This is a genomic window from Mycobacterium leprae TN (genome assembly GCF_000195855.1).
Classification (GTDB): Bacteria; Actinomycetota; Actinomycetes; order Mycobacteriales; family Mycobacteriaceae; genus Mycobacterium; species Mycobacterium leprae.
The window spans coordinates 2,145,093-2,163,731 of sequence record NC_002677.1 but is presented as its reverse complement, the minus strand read 5'-3'; the positions used below and the strand labels follow the sequence as shown (position 1 = coordinate 2,163,731).

The window sequence follows — 18,639 nt, the reverse complement described above, 5'->3', positions numbered from 1 at the left end:
AGGCTCAGTTTAACGGCCAGTATCAGACAGGTGAGCTTGGAGCCCACGACGATCACCTAGGCATGCATTACTTACCATCTTTCACGACTCCATTTGCGCAGCTTCTGGTCTTGGCCAGTATGCCCCAGGGCTTACCGCAAGTCCTGGGTACGCTATACGTTGAGAATGAGAAGAGGCGGAAGTTAGCTTCAACGCTAAGAATTCGTTTCCTGCTAGCTGCCGACCTACCAGCTATCGGACAACGCAGAGCACACCGTCAGGTCTCCTCGACAGAACCGATTACGTTGCCAATAAGCATGTTTCCGTGGAAAACTGGAGTAAGTGCCAACGCTGATATCATGCTAAGGGGGGAGTCCAGGCGACCCTCAGACTTTTGATGCCGTGGATGAATTGCGACAAAAGGCGTGAGGGTGTTCCTGTCGCGACTATATCGGTTAATTTCGTCGAACACGACTCTGATCTCGCTCCGAGTTATGTTAGCGCCCAGACAGAATTGGGTACTTCGGCCACATAAACCGACATGCGGATTGGGATTGCGTTCGACGTCCAAAGTCGATGGATTAACAAACTTTGACTCGTCGTAGTTGGCAGAATTGTACCACAGTGGAACCTGATCGCCGGTCGCCATCTTGGTGCCGTCTCTTGCTGATGGCTCTTAGCGTCCTCTTCACCTGGCCTCCAGGGAATCCGGGCAGCGTTCTGGTGAAATGGGCACATGCTCGACAGCCTGTCGAGGGCAAATCCTCGGCTGGCCGTCGGTGTAGTACCTGTCTTCGCTTTTCCCGTGCCAGTGTGATAGTGGCTGAACCTAGTTCGGCCTGGTGCCGTTGCGTCTGGTTGTGCTATGAATTACCTCGCCGACTACGTTCGTGATCGGGCCGTTGATCAGCTACGAGACAATTTTTTTGACCTTGCTCATCATGAGGCGCAGTTTGGCGCTGAGTTGTTAGTCAATCAGAGTTTCACTTCAACGATTCAGAGGACTTGGGTGCAGCAGCTGGCTGTTTTGCCCGCGCTGTACGCCGCCGAGGTAGGACGTTCGGCGGTGCATGTCAGATTGTCGGGCGATAACTTGGCCTTCGACGTCTGGGGTCGCTGTCTGGTGTGGTGCCCGTCGGGCTACCAGGGTGTGGTTGTGTTTCGTTGGCGTCGAATGCCTCCTGTATACAACGGCTAGGAGATTGGGTTCTGGTGCCGGTGTTCGCCGGATCCTGGGCTTTGCGCTGTTTCGTTGGCGCCGTTTCTGTCGTGATAGACATACTGCGTGGATGAAGAGCAGGCGGCTCGCCCGGATTTCGCTCACTGCCGCCATCGCTATGTTGTTGGTGTTGGTCGCCGGTTTCGCTGATGGTAACTACAACGTCACCACCGACGGTCAGGTCGCAGATTCATGAACCCGCGACTTGCCTTCGGCTATTAAAGTTCGTACGGCTTTCTGGTGTAGGTGTTTGTTGTGGTCAGCTTGATCGATTTAGCTTTGTCAGTGACCTGGGTGGCCCGCACCCGGCAGAAGGCTGTTTCGGCGCTGGTGTCTCAATCCTTGATGACTACACCGGCCGTAGCCTAGGAACTCCCTGACTAGGGTGTACGCCTTGAGTGACTCAAAAAGTTAGTCGGCTGCGGCTAAACAACAGGACCGCGACCATCACCAGACGCCATTCGATACTGATGCGACCTGATTTTAGCTTCACTTGCTGCAAGATTGTTGAATTGTACTTTGTGTGCATGTTCTGTTGTGGGGGTGGAGTAAAGGGTGGCGGTGTGTTGCAGTGTTGTGAGTTGATGTGATCGATCGTTAACCGTTCGTTTGGGTTGGGTGGGGGTGGGGATCGTGCGTGAGATCACCAGCAAGGGTGGGGCCCGCGTGTTTGCGGGTTGCTTTGGGGGTTGCACTGATTCGACACCAACTATGCTGGCTAAGACGCTCAATCGGGTTACTGAGCTTGTATTGCTTAGCTATGCAGTGAGCAGTGGGCCCAGTGGCTTTAAAGGCCGGCAAGGTGAGCGTTGTGGGCAGCTGCGTACGGAGATAGACATGTGTGCTGGCCAAGAAGTACAGTCCCGAACAAATTGTGGGGGTGTTGGCCCAAAACCTATCCCGACCGGCCCGAAAGATGCAGGTGTCCTATAAAACACTTCAACATCGAGTCCAAGCTCGGGAGCCGCTGTGATGTGATCGTTGTGGCCGTGGGTGCACACCACTGCCACTACGTTGTGCGGCCATCGATTGTCGCTACGATCGGTGCTGCTTAATGGGGGGTGGCATTGAAAATCACGACCTCGGTGTCGTCACCGACTATCCAGATGTTGTTATCGATTTCCTAACTGCTACTGTCGAGTTCGAAGGTTCTTTGGGGGACTACCCATTCAATCACAGCATAACCACCGAGCGCAGCACTTTACCACCGTGTATCTTGTGGAATGCTTCTTCGACGTCGCCCAGCCCAATGCGCTCGGAGACGAACTTGCCCAATGGAAGGCGTCCCTGCAGATAGAGGTCAACAAGGGTGGGGAAATCGCGTTCAGGTAGGCAATCACCGTACCACGATGACTTAAGCGAGCCGCCATGAGAGAAGAAGTCTAGCAGCGGCATGTCCAGGCGCATGTCGGGTGTCGGTACACCCACCAGTACAACGGTTCCGGCGAGATCGCGGGCGTAGAAGGCCTGCTTCCAGGTTTCGGGTCGGCCGACCGTGTCGATTACCACGTCGACGCCGAAGCCACTGGTGAGATCCTGGATGGTTTTGACGACTTCGAGTTCAAGGGCGTTAACGGTGTGGGTGGCACCGAACGTGCGTGCCCACTCCAGTTTCGTGTCATCGATGTCGACCGCGATGATCCGGTTGGCACCGACCAGCGCGGCCCCGGAGATTGCGGCATCACCCACACCGCCACAGCCGATCACCGCGACGGTGTCGTCGCGGCTCACTGCGGCGGTATTGATTGCGGCGCCTAACCCGGCCATCACCCCGCAGCCCAGCAGGCCGGCGACCGCTGGATCGGCAGCGGGATCGACTTTGGTGCATTGACCAGAGTGCACTAGCGTCTTGTCGGCGAAGGCTCCGATGCCCAGCGCCGGGGTAAGTTCGGTGCCGTCGATCAGTGTCATTTTCTGTTGGGCGTTGAATGTGTCGAAACAGTAGCTTGGCCTGCCGCGTTTGCAGGCCCGGCACTGCCCGCACACGGCTCGCCAGTTCAGGATTACGAAGTCGCCCGGTTCGACCGCGGTCACGCCCGGCCCGACGACCTCGACCGTGCCGGCTGCTTCGTGGCCGAGCAGGAACGGATACCTGTCATTGATGCCGCCTTCGCGGTAGGTCAGGTCAGTGTGGCACACTCCGCACGCGGTGACGTCGACCACGGCCTCCCCCGGCCCGGGATCTGGGATGACGATGTCCACCAGTTCCACGGGTTCGTCCTTCTTGCGCGAGATTACTCCGCGTACTGTTTGACTCATGGTGTCCAACCTACGGTTGTAGCGTTGCTTAGTATGACGGCGCCCGAGACCGGCTTCGCAACCACCGAAGCATTCATCGAGAGGATGTCCGACGCTCATGAACAACGCCAGACTGGCACTGTTCATGAGCGTCGGACATTAAAACCGCTTTGCTGGAAACGATGGTCGGGCTTTCGCTCGTCACCAGCACCCAGATCGCGTACGTCGCCGGGCTCAACGAGCGCTACGTCCGGGAGTGGTTGGGTGACATGACCACAGGGCATGTCGTCGACTACTACGCCGAGACCGGGACTTACTCGTTATCAGTACACCGCGTGGCCGTGCTGGTGTGGGCGACCGGGACAAACAATCTCGCCTCGGTGGCTCAGTTCATTCCGCTGTTCAGCGGGTTTGAACAGCAATTCATCGGGGGTTTCTGCGACGACGTTGGCGGGCCCTACAGCGAGTTTCCGCGCTTCTACTCGTTGATGGCTGAGATGAGCGGTGCGATGTTTGATGCAGCGTTTGTCGATGTGGTGCTACCGTTGGCCAACGGCCTTCCGGAACGCTTGCGGTCTGGAGCCGGCGTCGCCGATTTCGATTGCGGCAGTGGTCATGTGGTCAATGTGTTGGTACGAGCTTTTCCCGCGAGCTGGTTCATCGGCATCGATTTTTCCAATGAGGCCGTTGCGATCCACACCGCGGAGGAGGATCGACTCGGTCTAGGAACAGTGACCTTTGAGAGCCACAATCTGGCCCGGTTAGATAAGGCTGCCGCCTATGACGTCATCACCGTTTTTGACGCTAGTCACGATCATGCACAGCCGGTGCGGGTGCTGGAAAATATTTATCAAGCCCTGCGACCCGGCGATGTGCTCCTAATGGCCAGCATCAAGGTGTCAAGCCAGCTCGAAGACAATGTCGATGTCCTGATGAGCATTTATCTGTATACGGCCTCGCTGATGCATTGCATGACGGTGTCCTTGGCGCTACAGGGTGCCCCGGATTGGATGCGGTGTGGGGAAGGTGGCTGGCCACCACGATGTTCGGCGACGCGGGATTGGACGACGTGCGGGTGGTCGATATCGAGTCCGACCCGATCAACAACTACATACATTTACATCGCCACAAAGTTACCCCGCCTAACTTAATGGTAGCTCTGGACGCACTTGATGACTGGCCGGTTCCGACTACCGCTGCCGCGGTGGTCGGACCCACCGGCGTGTTAGCCGCTCGCGGCGACACCGAGCAGGTGTTCCCGCTGGCCTCAGTCACCAAACCACTGGTGGCCCGCGCCGTGCAAATCGCCATCGAGGAAGGGGTTGTCGACCTCGATACCGTGGCCGGTCCGCCTGGCTCCACGATCCGCCATCTACTGGCGCATGCATCAGGCTTGGCGATGCACTCCAAGTACGTGATGGCTCCGCCCGGCACCCGTCGGATTTATTCGAATTACGGCTTTAGGGTGCTGGCCGAGACTGTGCAGCGGGAGGCGGGGATTGGATTCAGCCGTTACCTCACCGAGGCGGTGTTGGAGCCACTGGCGATGACAGCCACCAAGCTAGAGGATGGTACGTGGGCTGCCGGGTTTGGGGCCACCTCGACCGTGGCCGATCTGGCCGCATTCGCTAATGACTTGCTGCGTCCTGCGACGGTCTCGGCGCAAATTCACGCGGAAGCCACGTCTGTGCAATTCCCCGACTTGGATGGCGTCCTGCCCGGGCACGGTGTGCAGCGTCCCAACGATTGGGGACTAGGCTATGAGATCAAGAATTCAAAATTACCGCATTGGACCGGCACCCTCAACTCCGCCCGAACATACGGCCATTTCGGTCAATCAGGCGGTTTTATCTGGGCAGATCCGGAGGCGGAGCTAGCATTGGTGGTCCTCACGGACCGCGATTTCGGTGAGTGGGCACTGCAGCTGTGGCCGGCGATTTCCGACGCCGTAATATCCGAGTACGCCCGATAGAGATTGCAGACTAGCGCAACACGGGTCTCACAAGGCACAATAGGCACGCAAGACACACAAATACCGGCAAGTATCTTGTTCTTCGGGTTCACCAGGTCGTTGGGGAAGACGTCCCTCGTGGAACCGAAGGAGTAGCAGATGCGTGCGTCGAATCAATTCGCTGACGCCACGGCGGGTGTGGTGTATGTCCACGCCTCACCCGCGGCAGTATGCCCGCATGTCGAGTGGGCATTGTCGTCGACCCTGCAGACTAAGGCGAACTTGGTGTGGACACCGCAGCCGGCGATGCCGGGGCAGCTGCGTGCGGTCACCAACTGGACCGGACCGGTGGGTACCGGCGCCAGGTTGGCCAACGCGTTGCGTTCGTGGTCGGTGTTGCGGTTCGAGGTCACCGAGGATCCCAGCCCCGGAGTCGACGGTCAGCGGTTCAGTCACACACCGCAGCTAGGGTTGTGGAGCGGGTCGATGAGTGCCAACGGTGACATCATGGTCGGGGAGATGCGACTGCGGGCGATGATGGCTCACGGTGCCGACACACTTGCCGCCGAACTGGATTCGGTACTGGGAACGGCGTGGGACGACGCGCTCGAAGTGTATCGTGACGGCGGTGACGTCGGTGAGGTGACCTGGCTCAGCCGTGGGGTCGGATAACGGGTGGTTGGTGTGGACGAAAAATTTGCAGAGCACCGGCGACCACGGAGATTTCGGCGGGGAGCAGGCACGCGAAATCGCCGTCGGCATAGGCGTGGATTCCGGGGCACTTAACGTGGATTGACTTGGCACGTTCCGTGCTGACCCCATCGAGGTAATATGGATGCCTTTTATTACTTTTATTACAATGGGGGATAAGCGGATCAGCTTGGTCCGGGATGCTTCTTTCACCATGGTGATGTCGAGCAGGCCGTCGCTGTGATCGGCGTTGGGACAGATCAGCAGTCCCCCCGCCATAACTGAGGGTATTGCCGAAGGCCGCGAACACGATATCGCACTCGACTTCCCTGGCTCCTGGTTTCGTCGAGGATCGACCGATAACGCATAGAGTCGCAGCTACGACAGTTCGGCTGCTATCACCAGATAGCAGCGCAATCGTCCGTGTGGCTAGCGTATTCAGTTGGAGCGATCGGTCACTAGGGAATTGAATCCAGTTACCACTACACTGCCGAACCACTTGACCCACTTTTTGCGTACCTGGCGACACTAAAATCCTAACCAAGTCAACGGTTTCTGTCCAGCCGGCAACGATGATGTTGGCAGCAGTTTCGGGATCCTTTGTGGAAATTCCGGATTAACGAGCATGATAGTTACCGGTTACAGCTGGGATGATTCCCAGCGGAATGTCGTTGCCTGCCAGGACCTGCAGTGTGTTGGAGATGAAGCCGTCACCGCCCGTCACTATGATTGCTTCGGTGCCCTTCTCGAGTGCCGCGTAGACGAGATACTGTGCATCTTCAGCATCATCACCGATGATTTCCACGACTTCTAAGTCGTGCTACTGCAGCCGGGTGATCGCGCGTCGTGCCGCTTCTATTGCACTGCCATGCCTCGACAGGGGACTGGTCAGCACGGTCACATGGGCGATTTCGCGCTGGCGTAATTGGGTCACAGAATCAGTTTGCCGGTATTGAGAATTTCGTCCGGATCCAACGCCATCTTGACCGCACGCAACACCTGTACACTCATATAGCCGACCCCCTATCGTGCATCCAGGGTCGGTGGTCGGTGCGGACCGCACGGTGGTGGGTTATGCCTCCTCCGGAGGCCGGATCGCATCCAAAGCGGTCTTCTTGGAGGTCCGCCACTGCTAGATCGGATTGTTCCGCTGCTTGGCGACGACTGTGCAGTACAGTTAATCACCGCTGGGGTAGACGTGCGACACGTGACACATCACCAGAGCCGTTGCTCCCGGTGTGGTTAACGAGGTGGTCAGCGCGTCGGTGACTGTGGCCTTAAGCGCGGGCATGTTGGACCATACGGTGGCGTTCTCGAGCGGCTCGCAGAGCACTCTTGCGGCTAGCAGAGTGTAGCGCAGGTGCAGGTATGGCACGGCGAATCGGCCGCTTTCTCAGTTCTGTGCCAGCCCCTCTCTCAACGATGTGCCGCTCTGGGCCGGCCAGCAGCGCACTGCTTTTGGTCTGCTGGCTCTCGACGCGTTCCTTGATGCCTTCGAACACGGTGATGACCAAGCAGTTGTTAGTGATTTGGTTTTCGCCGATTGACTTGTTGGTGACGAGATTGGCCCTTGTCTTGGCCTCCTCAGAGAGCCGAATAACGATGGTAACGGTGGCCATTGTCAAGGACCGTCCGCAGCGCGGTAACCCCGGTCTTGAAATTGGAGAACGACCATGCTTCGTAATGGACGCCCTGCGGCGTGCGATGCATGCACCACCATACCTGGGCTATGACGTCTAAGGGTGCCCTTGGAGCCTATGGCATTAGTTGCCGCAGATCCGGACTCGCGGCCGAGGTGGGCGCGCCGCCCAGCACCAGCGTGCCAACCGGGTGATTATCCGTAACCCAAGAATCATGTCGTTGAACCGGTCGTAGCCAGTCGAGTCCTGGCGGGACGACCGGGTCGCCGCGAAGCCTCTGATAGTGGCGAATTCAAAGTTTTGTGGGATGTGTCCGAGCGAGAAACTGTGTTCGTCAAGCTGATGCGGCTTCCGGTCCAATGACATCGGTGCATAACTTGGCTGTGCCTTATACCTCATCTAGGGCGAGCAGCTGATTGAAACGCCGCAAACCCAGGGAAACTACGGCATCGAACGTGACGTGGGATGAGTTGAGCTCACCGACGATGTTGGTGCCACCTCCGCACGGGATGACTGCGATGCCGTGCTTAGAACAGTAATCCAAAATGACGGTGACGGTGTCTTCACCTCTGGGGCTGCTGGGCAGCAACACCGCGTCGGATGCATCTTGGACTCCGGTGTCCTTTCGCCGCAACATGTCCGGGGTGGACTTACCGTCGGTGTCCAACAACCTGTCACGCATCGGAAGTGCGGCAGCAATCGACGCCCATGATCCTGACTAGCGCATCGTGATCTGCATTTCGATAATGCGGCTAGGCGTAGCTTCACCTTGTCGGGCTCGAGCTCAGTCTCTTCTCGTTCCGCTAGGTTCAAGGTTTGCTTCAGCAAAGACCGGATTCCCCTCGGCAAGTGGTTTGGTTGTGGCCGGATCTCCTCATGCGTTCCATTTCATCGGCGGAAAAGTGAGTTGCTCAACATGGATCACGTGTTATTGCATTTTACATATGCTATCAATTTTAAGAATGCTTCGCTGGATACCGCGGAGCGGGTACTGTGGCCAGATGTGTCGTTGATTTCGGCGTGGACAGGGCGGTCCTTGCCGGATAGCACGGCGTGCGGGTGTGCGCAGGCCAACGGTATACTGGTGATTGCCTGATACTCGGTCGATTATGGTGGCGCTGCTGACCACGCGCATCACCGACGTGATGCGCGACGCGCCATTATTCGACGACGATCGCGAATCGCTTGTGCATCGGATCGTTACAGTCGCCAATCTGCTGTGTCAGGACAGACTGGTTATGTTGATGATGCACTAGGAGCTGGTGCAGATCCACATCAACGAAAGCTTGGGGGCTAGTCAGCAGATATTGATCGACGCTCTTGCAGAACGGTTGCGGGTGGCCCAGCGGCACGGCAGCGTACGCGCCGGCGACTCCTAACAGGATGGCCACGATGGTGTTGCTGATCGCTCAGTTGACCATTCAGTCGGAGCAGGTTGTGGCCGATTTTGATGTCGATGCGCTGGCCGCCGAATTCATCTACTCGCTGAACGGGTACCTGTCCTGATGACTAAATTGACGGTGCTCAACGTCGCGTGATCGAACTGCAAGCACTCGCTGACAGCGACCGGCCCGACGTCATCGTGATCCGTGACGATCTTACCAGCGTCGGGATTGCTCTCGATGTCGCGTCGCGCGGGCTTCGGGTAGCGCTGGCGGAAAACATGCTCTGGCGTTTTGGCACCAGCCATTGAAGTTCTAAACTGGATCATAGAGTCTATGTCATCTGGTGGCCGGCAACGTGGGAATCATCCGGCGCAGCGCCGTCGAGCACGGAATCTTCATGACATGCAACGTCCCCTAATCTCGTGACGCGATGCTGCCGCTGATTCCGTTGCTGCCGTCGATGGGGCACACTACGCGAGCACTAGTGCATGCTGGATTTTTCGACGGCGACGCGTCGCGGATTCTTACGGGCACACCGCCGTCGACGCTGCCGCTATTATGCAGGGTTAGGCATAGTGTGTCGTGGATATGGCTCCTGCGGTTCGATGTGACGGGCTTGACGGTGAATTGCTAGCCTACGACGGGCAATTGCTCGATGAGGCCCGGCTAGTTATCGCGGTCGCGTGCACCGCGGCGCAACATGGCGCCAGAATTTTCACCTACGTGGCCGGCATCCAAAAGGCCACTGGAAACTCGGTGCGGTTGACTGACTAGCTCGCCGGATAGTTGTTCGAGGTGTCGGTAATTGCCGTCATCAATGCTGTCGGGGTGTGGACGGGCGAGAACCCATCGCTGAAGTTGCGGCCTAGCTTTGGGACAAGCCTTATCTTTGATGCTAGATTGTTCGCCAATCCGACTGCAGCGTTGACAATTCCGATTCCTGGTGGGCTCAACCGCTTCGTGTTCACATGCCCGAACAGTTAATCCAGTCTTCTCTGGGTTGACCGATGAAGCGGCTCCAGGACCGATTCCCAATGTACTGCGAATCCTTCTTAGAGGAGATCACGTTTCTGTTGGACACAGTGAACACTGCGTTGGGGGCGGCGTTACGGATTACTGATGTCATCGGTTCCTACGTTGGTTTGCGGCCGTTGATCGACACCTGCGAAGGCCGCAGCGCAGATGTGTCGCGAGACTACGCTGTGGTCGAGTTGCCCTTCGACGTGATCAGCGCGATAGGCGGCAAGCTGACCGAATATCGCTACACGGCAAGGGACGTGCTGGATCACGTCATCCGCCTGTGGCACCTGCCCGCCGCAAATTGTCGGACCCGCGATTTACCGCTGATCGGAATACTGGCCAACCCCGGGCCGCGTTGTTGGCTGCAGCATGGGGCCGGGCGTCGGCGTGTCGAGGTCGCTGGCACAACGTTATAGGGCTGAGGCTTACAACGTCATCGCCACTGCGACTTGCACACGGCCGACCGAGCTGGTTATCGATGGCATTGACGTGACTCAGGCGGAGTTCGAATATGCGGTGACCTATGAATGTGCATTGGATGTTGCCGACCACGCCAATGAGTTCGACACACGGGCCACAGCACCGCAGCGACCTGTGCGAGTCAGCATCGGACGGGGCATTGTTGGGGTGATTGAGGCCTTGGGTGGTGGTGTTGTGGTGGGCTGGTGGGGTGTGGGTGGTTGATCTGCGCTAGAAGGTTGCCGTATGTGCCGCCGACGGCCGGATCATCGATGCACTGTTCACTAACACGATACTGCTGCACCCGGCGGCATGCCTGCTTGCTGGCTGAGGGCCGGTCAACAAGCCGCCGACACCGATACCAGCGGCAGAAATGGTGCAAGGGATAACATCAGGTGCGAATAGTTATACCGTGCACGGGGACGTGCCTGTTCAGGTGCGGCCACATTGACCACGCCGACACCTCAAGGCCATGACATGCACACTAAAACGCCCCTACCCCGCGGCGCTAACAACTATCCTCACACTCACGCCTGCATCGATATCGCCTTCAGCACAGCCCAGGTGCCCAGCCCCTGGCATCATCAACATGTAGACCAAGCAGCATCCACCACCGACATGCTTACGTGCGCCGCGCTAATCGTGTCCACTGCGGCAAAGCACACGAAGCCTCATCGAAAGCAGGCAGTCAGCCACCCACCAACAAAAACCCCGCAACACAGCAAAACACGTCAACAGGATTCCGGGCTGCCCCCCACGACTACCGAACATATCGGCCAGTCATAAAACGCAAAAACAGCCATTTCACCCACCACCTATGAAACCAACCGAACAACTCACCGCCACAGACACAAGACAGCAACCTGCAGTTCAAGGGAAGCAGCGGTGGCCAAACCAGCGAACGGCATTGATCCCAGGTGCTATCGTGGGTTTATAGCGGCAGCAAGGTCGAATATATTCGAGCGTTTCAGGTTTCTTATAAAGCAGCCGGTGCTGTGATGAATGCAGATTTCTGCAGCCGAATTCGCAGCGAAACAAAGACCTTTACCGTGATGGCGTTGCCGCAGTTTGCCGACCAGGCGATGATCCACATCGACGATTCGATCGTGAAGTATGTCGATGGTATCCTTGTTGGAAGACTGGATTACCTTGCTACAGTCGACACGGATGCAAAGTGAACTGTATAAATGCGCCAACAATCAAGCTTTTAGGCAAGCATATTTCGCTGATCTGCATCGCCGCTTCAGTCCTCGGGAGCTGCTCGGATACGCATTCGCACAGTTGCCGGAGAGACATCTCACGACTTAAACGCCGATATTATTCTGTTGGGTCTGGTGGTGGAAAAGGTCAGCAGATAGTCGTGGTGCGACTATCTGCGTTAACGCATCATCACACCGCTTATCGTGATTTTTCTATAACGAACGGGTTTTCGGAACCACACGCTCAGGGCTAAGCCATCTTAACTGTCAACGGTGCATAGACCACGGAAACCGACTGGGATCCGTCCTCAACTTGGGTCACCAGGGAGATGATTTTCACGCTCGAAGACTGGCATGCTTGGACGGTCGCTGTTCCACCATCGGCAAGCTTTTCAGTACGGAGATGCAACGGCAACGGCCGGAGACTGTGTATGAGCCAGTGTGTCAATGAGGATCCGATATTGGTTAGGAATTTGTAACGTTGCTGTATAGATCGTGCGCAACGGCACTTTGCCCGGTAACGAAACCGTGGCGGTCTACTTACCGAATAAGTAACTAACGCTCGTCAATCTCACCAATACCAATATCGATTATATTGACGACACCACAAATATGAAGCTGGCTGCAGTCGTCATCAAGATCGTACCCCAAGATCACGTCTACGCGTTTAGTCCGTAAATCTAGAAGATAGTTTTTCGCATAACGTAAGTGGGTGGCCGACATATACCGCATGATCTGTTCCAGTACCTGCCGATGCAGCTTAAGCACATTATGACCAATTCGGTATATGAAAGAAATACTACTTATATCGCATATGGCTAATCACATCAGCATCTGGGTTGACGCGTCTGGATGGATTGGACAACCAGCCGCTCGGCACGCTATGTCCGTATGCGTTGGATAGAACGGCGACGCTTTCGCTGTGCTCGATACCAGCGCTTGAAAGGATGCGTTCGAGCGCTGTCGCGAGGTGCTGCATGTTACGGGCGAGTACGTGGAGGAAGACGTCAGAGGTTCCGGTAACCGTCAGCGATGCTGCCAACTGCGAGAATATTAACCCACGCCGCCTGCAACTGATCGTAAGCAATCCTGCCATGGCAGAATCTCCGAGTATTATTAGGTCTCGGTGTTACAGCCCAGTGTATTGCGGATGACTTTAGTTGTGAAATCCTTGGTCATGTCCTTGTCAAGGATTCGATCGACACATCGTTTGATTATCGGTGCGGATAAATTCACCTGCTGTCTGATATCGGCAAAGGTAGTTCGCGCATGCTTGGCCAGCTTGGCGAGAATACGTTCTTCTGTGTTATCTAGGAGGTCCAACATAGGAACCTTGCACCCATCCTTTTGGGTAATGATCCTCGCAAATTCAAATCATGCGCTACGAATTCGCTGAGAACATAATGGTTGTCTTTTTGCTTGTCAATTAAGGCAAAATTATTGTTAATTCATGACCGATTACTATGTCGAGACCGCCTGTTCTCAACATAGTAACGTTGACATGGCAAGCTGCCGAGCAGCGCGGTCACACGCCCCGATCTCGTCGATACGCGATGACCCCGCTGACCTATTTCGCAGTCGAGTATGCAATCAGCCGGTGACCGCTCGTCGCGTCAATGAGGGATAGGGAGACGGTACTGTTGATGGGAGAAATAGTGTTGGCTTGATATGGATTTCGCGCCTACCGAAGCGCACATGCCGAAATCTCCGTGGCATTGGGGAAACCGGTAGTTTCTTCGAACTGGTTGCCCCGGCTTCTATCACTTAGATGCCGCACTAGGGATTCTCGATTATCACACAAATGTGTTCTATCCTCCGGAGTACAGTACAGCTATGCAGGATCACTGTACACGCTGTTTCCCGACGTCATTGTTTTCGGTAATGTCGACGCCTATATATTCGGAATATTAATATTCTGTCCTATGGTTTACACGTTGTTCTTCATTCTGTTGCAAAAAATTTCGCTACGCGGCTTCGTGAAGTAGGCTTTGACGGCGGTTCAGTCAAGTGTTGCATGTCGGATGTTTTCCCATGGAAATTTTTGGCGTTCCAGCTTAAGTGCTAGTGGCCACAGAACGAATTCAAGAATTCATTGCTTTAGCGGAAAAGAATGCAGTGTATAATTATGCGACGCTACTGGTGCTCACGGCAAGAGCCGAGGGCTCGTGGATCACCAATATCGAAGGCAGGTGCTACCTGGATTGCTTGGCCGCCTATTCTGCGGTTAACTTCAGCCATCGCAATCCGGAGATCACCGCGGTGGCACACGCTCAACTCGACACCGTTGTGATTGTTGAGTCGAGCCTTCCATTCCGGCAATGTAGGACCGTTTTGCGCTGCGCTTGCTTAGGTGTGTGAAAAAGACAATGGTGTTGCCGATTAACTCCGTCGCTGACGCAGTGGAAAGCTTCCTCAAGGTCACCCGCAAGTGGAGTGTAGAAGCCAACGGAGTCCCTGAGAGTCGGGCACACATCATCTTGGCCGATAACAACTTCCATGGTTGGATGATCCGCGGCGTCAGCTTCTCGTCCGATCCGGTAATGCGACGCAGAGTTGGGTCGTTCACATCGGGATTTTGTTCGGTGATACTGCGGTTTTGACTGAAGCGATCGACGACAACACTGTAGCGGCGCGACTTGAGCCTCTCCCAGAGAGGCCGGCGTCATTGTTCCCCCAGACGGCTACTTGCTGGCCGTGCAAGCGTTGTACAGCGAGCACAACGTGCTGATGATCGCCGACGAAATCCAGTCGTTGGCCCGCACAGGCTATATGTTTCGTGGGTGACCGCTTTGAGCGGTAATATTGGTAGATTGCCTGCTTGGTAAGGTGGTCAGCGGCGGCGTGGTTCCACTGTCGGCGGTGGTAGCCAGACCTCGGGATCCTCGCTTGTTGCATTCTGGTGAGCACGGCTCGACGTTCGCTGGCAACCCGTTGGCCGCGGCAATTGGTACGACGGTTGTTTTTTTCATGTTGACGCGTGAGGAATTCCAGGCTCGCTCGGCTGAATTGTGCGTGTATCTGCGGAGCCTGATCGGTGATGGTGTGTTGGCGGTGCGCGGCCTGGTATTGTGGGCAGCGTCGATATAGAGCCGACGTTGGCCACCGGCAAGGAATGAGCATGCGGTTGGCCAGCTGTGGTGTGCTGGTGAAGGACACCCGTGGTTCGGCGCTACGGTGCGCACCTGCACTAGTCATAACTGTCCATAACTGCCGAGGAGATCGACGGGTCGGTACGATAGTTCACCGCCGTGTTAAGGGAGGTTTGATAATCAGGCTGATCTAACAACTCTGGAGGTGCAATGACGTTCCTGTCGATCAGCCTGACAGAGCAGATGTCGGGGCCTCTGCCCACTTCAAACGGAGTATCGGCACGTTCGATCTGACATGTTTGGTGTCGGCCCGACGATTGGTATCGGCGTCTTCTTTGTGCTGTCCCAGGAGGTGCCAGAATCAGTTCCTGGGATGATCTATCTTGCTTGTTGTTGGAGTACGGAGTGGCTATCGCCGCGGCCGTTTGGAGCGGTTACGTCAACAAGCTGCTGCGAAACTTATCCGGATTCGAGATACCGTAGGCTTTGTCGTTTGCGCCGTGGAACTCGGCGCCGGGTTATGTGAATCTGCCGGTCGTCAATCCTGGCCGGAATATGCAGCTTACTCTTGTGATCTGCGCCCCAGCGAGTCGGTTGAAGGTCAACGCGATCATGGTGCTGAATCAAGCTCGGTATACTGGGCATGTTCGTAGTCATCGCGTTCAGCGCTTACGACGTCAACTATATCAATGCTTTAGCGCCATTCGACGTTGCCGGCATCGGTGCGGAGGCGGACACGATCTTTTTCTCTTTCATCGGCCTTGACACCGGGTTGACCGCGGGTGACGGGGGAAAAACCTGCAGAAGACGATGCCGTAGGAACTGATCGTGGTGCCGATAGTTGTCACAAGCGTTTATGTGCTCGCCTCGGTCGCTGTGTTGGGTACTCAGCCGTGGCAGAAGTTTGGTGGGCAGCAAGAGGACGGGCTGGTGACGATCTTCGACCACGTCACGCACGGCAAGTGGGTGACCATCACTATGGCTGCCGGTGTGGTGATCTCGATCTTCACCGTCATGTTGGTCACGACGTATGGCCAGACGCGCATCCTGCTTGCCGTGGACCGCGAAGGATTTTTTGCCGACGTGGCTTGTGACGGTTAATCCGCGCACGATGATTCCGGTTGCCAATACGATCATAGTCGCGACGGCCATGTTGATGCTGGCTGCTGTCGTACCGTTGTCTGATTTGGCGGACATGGGGTGTCCCTCGGTACACTTATCTCATTCATCGTCGTGTCTACAGGGGTGATCATCCTGTGCGTGTGCGCACTCAACCTGCCGCGTACGTTCAAAGTTCCTGATTATCCGGTGACATCGGTACTTGCAGTGCTGGCGTGTGGATATCATCTCGTCAGTCTGCTCTGCTATAATTTAGATCCTGTTCAGCCAGTGGTCGCGCTGACTCTAGATCTTTTACCTGGCGTGGGGTCGCTATCGTAGCGCGCTCAACTTACTCGCGGTACCGATTGCATCGCGATAGGAGCCCAGCAAAACGAAGTGCTCAACAATCCGTCAAAGAAAGCCTTGTGACTGTCGTTGCCCGGCTACCTGGCTGGCAAATCGGGTTGTCAGGGTTGTACCTGGCCGTGCGCACCGCGCGGATGCTGAGAACGTCGCTAACCGTCGGTACCATCATGTTGAAACTGTGGCTGACCCCGCCACGGGCGCGTATCGACGCCGAATACGTGCAATAGGTAGATTGTCTTACCGCGGACTCGGCGAAGGAGGCCCAGCAGCATGTCGACAAGGTAGCCGACGGGATCGAGATCAACTAATGCCACAGCGCGCACCACTCGGTCGTGGCTGAGTGTATCGAGGAAGTCGACGCTGAGATTTGGTGCTGGGGTTGTTGCTGAGCGGTGGACGTGGGCAAGGGCAGATGGTAATCGGCTCGACGGCTGACTGGCTGCTGCATTCGTCGGCGGTGTCGGTAACGATCACTCCCCCCGGATATCGTGGTTATAACTGCAAGCTATCGCGGGTGAAGTGTGTCTAATCGGCTATCCTGGATGTAGTCGATTTGGTGAGGCGCTGTTTTCAGTCCGCCAAACAATTCGAAGTATCGTCGCGAGTGGTCAGCTTCGCGGTGCGCGACTGGACTATGTATCCACCGGAGATTGGTTGGGACGCTGAGGATTCGTTCCTCAGCGCTTGGGACGTCGCAGGTGTGAGAAAAACTGGAAAATTGAAGATTTATGGATATAGTCGACGAAGACATTGTACTGCAAGTGGTTACTCTGCTATTGGAAGCAGGCTTTCGGCACTGTGAACGGAGAAGGCGGCGAGATCCAACGGGTATTCCGCGATTCGCACAGTGATAAAATGATCCGTTACAGCCCGGTTCATGTGTTTTCTGGCTAGCGGTGAGCTGCGGTGTTCGCTGCCGCTTGAGCTTGACACAGGATTTTCTCGACATCACCGTGACCTAGGAACATTTCGTCGAAATAGCTTTGCAACGCGTCGTCTCCGGCGGGAAAGCCAGCGCCGCCCGGAGCCGGAATGTGAGGGCCGTCCAGCACCGAGAAAAAGGGTGTGACGTCGATGCCCTTTGCGGCCCAGTAGTCGAAGTAGACCGACTGAGCTGACCGCACTGCTGGGACGGCGGCACCGTGACGCCCCAGGTACGCGTTGCCCTCCCTGCTGCCCATCCAGGCCAATACTTGACGCACCGCATCCGGATGCTTGGTTGCTGAATTACCAGCTACGGCAATACCATTGGTAACACTCACTCGTCCCTGCGGGCCGGTCGGCATCATTGCGATACCCCAGTGGAACCGGGCCTCGCGGGCTATTAGTGCCAAGTTGTAGGTGCCGGACTGGAAGAGTGCCATCCTGCCAGACAAAAATTGGTTGCGCGAGAAATCGCCGTTGTTGTTGGTTTCTGAGGCCGGCGGTGCCACGTGATCGTTGTTGATCAGACCGACTAGGTATCGGAAGGCTTCGACCGCCGAAGGGTTATCGAAGGCGAACTCGTCGCCGCGTTGGAATACTCCACCGGCTGACCCGATGTAGTTAAGGTAGATGGCCTGGGGGTCGTTGGCCGCATTATACCCCCATTGACGGACTCGTCTTGAATCGAAACCTGGTGTTTTAGCGACATGTCCATTGGTGTCTAGGGTGAGCTGAGTCAGTAAGGGGCGCAAGGTGTCGTCATCGTTAGAAGTCCATTGCATGCGGTTGAGCTGGACCGGATCAATACCGGCAGCAGTGAGCAGGTCGGCGTTATAGAATACAGCGATGCCGGCATCGGTCAACTGCGGTACACCCCATAACGCTCCGGCTCGGGTGAATTGGTCTACCACTGCTGGCTCCCAGTCTGAAGTGGCCCTCTGTCCGAGGCTGTTACTAATGTTTATCAACCGACCGTTGTCAGCATATGCTGCGAGGTAAGCGCTTGATAGCCAAAAGATATCGTCGGCGCTGCCGCCGGCTACGTCGGTGCGTAGGGTATTGAAATACTTCGAGTAGGCAACGACATTGGTGTGCACCTCGATATCGGGATGGGTACGGGTAAAGGCCTGGAACGACTGACTATATGCTGTGGAAATCTGGTCAGCCCACAGGCGCATTGTAACGACGACCTTACCGCCACGTAGCTGGCCTCCTGACCAGCCCATCAGCATTGCTGTAGCAGTCAACAGGACGGTGGCCAACGCAAGTGCTTCGGCAACTAATGTTGAATAGCGGGGCCGGGTCACGTCGTATGCCTACACGCACGTTGCAATTGCTGCTGTAGTCGTGGATCCGCGAAGGTCACGAGCCTGAAGGCA

The 18,639-nt window shown here is 56.2% G+C and carries 10 protein-coding genes and 10 pseudogenes; 13 read left to right on the top strand and 7 right to left on the bottom strand.

The window, feature by feature from the left end; genetic code table 11:
- Nucleotides 1–336 precede the first annotated feature (336 nt).
- Nucleotides 337–637, bottom strand: a pseudogene (locus ML_RS16255) (cytochrome P450); the annotation flags it as partial.
- Nucleotides 638–844: 207 nt separating this feature from the next.
- Between ML_RS16255 and ML_RS09125 the strand changes: the two are divergent.
- Nucleotides 845–1,177: a hypothetical protein gene (locus ML_RS09125; protein WP_041322971.1), complete on the top strand. Its 333-nt coding sequence runs from the start codon at nucleotides 845–847 to the stop codon at nucleotides 1,175–1,177.
- Between the two features lie 91 nt (nucleotides 1,178–1,268).
- A complete protein-coding gene (locus ML_RS17475) occupies nucleotides 1,269–1,394 on the top strand; it encodes a hypothetical protein (RefSeq protein WP_269147011.1) in 126 nt (41 codons plus the stop codon).
- A gap of 754 nt (nucleotides 1,395–2,148) precedes the next feature.
- Here ML_RS17475 and ML_RS16250 read toward each other — a convergent pair.
- A pseudogene (locus ML_RS16250) lies at nucleotides 2,149–2,318 on the bottom strand (MBL fold metallo-hydrolase); the annotation flags it as partial.
- Between the two features lie 53 nt (nucleotides 2,319–2,371).
- The gene (locus tag ML_RS09115; RefSeq protein WP_010908534.1) at nucleotides 2,372–3,457 is read right to left on the bottom strand and encodes an S-(hydroxymethyl)mycothiol dehydrogenase; all 1,086 of its coding nucleotides are present in this window, start codon (nucleotides 3,455–3,457) and stop codon (nucleotides 2,372–2,374) included.
- Between the two features lie 84 nt (nucleotides 3,458–3,541).
- Here ML_RS09115 and ML_RS09110 point away from each other — a divergent pair.
- The 3 genes and pseudogenes from ML_RS09110 to ML_RS09100 form a co-directional block, all read left to right on the top strand.
- Nucleotides 3,542–4,547 (top strand): annotated as a pseudogene (locus ML_RS09110) (class I SAM-dependent methyltransferase); the annotation flags it as partial.
- Nucleotides 4,548–4,586: 39 nt separating this feature from the next.
- Nucleotides 4,587–5,408, top strand: a complete 822-nt coding sequence (locus ML_RS09105) for a serine hydrolase domain-containing protein (RefSeq protein WP_010908532.1) — start codon at nucleotides 4,587–4,589, stop codon at nucleotides 5,406–5,408.
- Nucleotides 5,409–5,546: 138 nt separating this feature from the next.
- A complete protein-coding gene (locus tag ML_RS09100) occupies nucleotides 5,547–6,059 on the top strand; it encodes a DUF3145 domain-containing protein (RefSeq protein WP_010908531.1) in 513 nt (170 codons plus the stop codon).
- Here the strand turns inward: ML_RS09100 and ML_RS09095 are convergent.
- Together ML_RS09095 and ML_RS09090 are read right to left on the bottom strand one after the other, a co-directional pair.
- Nucleotides 6,040–7,011 (bottom strand): annotated as a pseudogene (locus tag ML_RS09095) (diacylglycerol kinase). The gene ML_RS09100 and the pseudogene ML_RS09095 sit on opposite strands and share 20 nt — an antisense overlap.
- Nucleotides 7,008–8,609: pseudogene (locus ML_RS09090) on the bottom strand (FAD-binding oxidoreductase). The pseudogenes ML_RS09095 and ML_RS09090 overlap by 4 nt, the downstream one beginning before the upstream one ends.
- Nucleotides 8,610–8,710: 101 nt before the next feature.
- On the opposite strand from ML_RS09090, the pseudogene ML_RS09085 reads away from it, so the two are divergent.
- The 3 genes and pseudogenes from ML_RS09085 (at nucleotide 8,711) to ML_RS09055 (ending at nucleotide 11,759) form a co-directional block, all read left to right on the top strand.
- A pseudogene (locus ML_RS09085) lies at nucleotides 8,711–9,223 on the top strand (TetR/AcrR family transcriptional regulator).
- A gap of 7 nt (nucleotides 9,224–9,230) precedes the next feature.
- Nucleotides 9,231–10,671, top strand: a pseudogene (locus tag ML_RS16245) (FAD-dependent oxidoreductase); the annotation flags it as partial.
- Nucleotides 10,672–11,498: 827 nt separating this feature from the next.
- Nucleotides 11,499–11,759, top strand: coding sequence for a serine hydrolase (locus tag ML_RS09055; RefSeq protein ID WP_049769810.1), 261 nt, complete (start codon nucleotides 11,499–11,501; stop codon nucleotides 11,757–11,759).
- An 895-nt stretch (nucleotides 11,760–12,654) separates the two neighbouring features.
- Here the strand turns inward: ML_RS09055 and ML_RS09050 are convergent.
- Nucleotides 12,655–13,103 (bottom strand): annotated as a pseudogene (locus ML_RS09050) (Lrp/AsnC family transcriptional regulator); the annotation flags it as partial.
- A 735-nt stretch (nucleotides 13,104–13,838) separates the two neighbouring features.
- On the opposite strand from ML_RS09050, the gene ML_RS19280 reads away from it, so the two are divergent.
- From ML_RS19280 to ML_RS16230, 5 genes and pseudogenes are all read left to right on the top strand, one after another.
- Nucleotides 13,839–14,138, top strand: coding sequence for an aminotransferase class III-fold pyridoxal phosphate-dependent enzyme (locus tag ML_RS19280; protein WP_414085493.1), 300 nt, complete (start codon nucleotides 13,839–13,841; stop codon nucleotides 14,136–14,138).
- Nucleotides 14,135–14,380 (top strand): aminotransferase class III-fold pyridoxal phosphate-dependent enzyme, encoded by a 246-nt coding sequence (locus tag ML_RS19275; protein ID WP_414085492.1) that lies wholly within the window; start codon nucleotides 14,135–14,137, stop codon nucleotides 14,378–14,380. Before ML_RS19280 ends, ML_RS19275 begins: the two co-directional genes overlap by 4 nt.
- Nucleotides 14,381–14,474: 94 nt before the next feature.
- Nucleotides 14,475–14,867, top strand: a pseudogene (locus ML_RS19270) (aminotransferase class III-fold pyridoxal phosphate-dependent enzyme).
- Nucleotides 14,868–15,117: 250 nt separating this feature from the next.
- Nucleotides 15,118–16,349 (top strand): annotated as a pseudogene (locus tag ML_RS19265) (APC family permease); the annotation flags it as partial.
- Nucleotides 16,350–16,395: 46 nt separating this feature from the next.
- Nucleotides 16,396–16,563: a hypothetical protein gene (locus ML_RS16230; RefSeq protein WP_231846592.1), complete on the top strand. Its 168-nt coding sequence runs from the start codon at nucleotides 16,396–16,398 to the stop codon at nucleotides 16,561–16,563.
- Between the two features lie 663 nt (nucleotides 16,564–17,226).
- Here the strand turns inward: ML_RS16230 and ML_RS09030 are convergent.
- Nucleotides 17,227–18,567, bottom strand: coding sequence for an ABC transporter substrate-binding protein (locus ML_RS09030; RefSeq protein WP_010908530.1), 1,341 nt, complete (start codon nucleotides 18,565–18,567; stop codon nucleotides 17,227–17,229).
- Nucleotides 18,568–18,639: the final 72 nt, after the last annotated feature.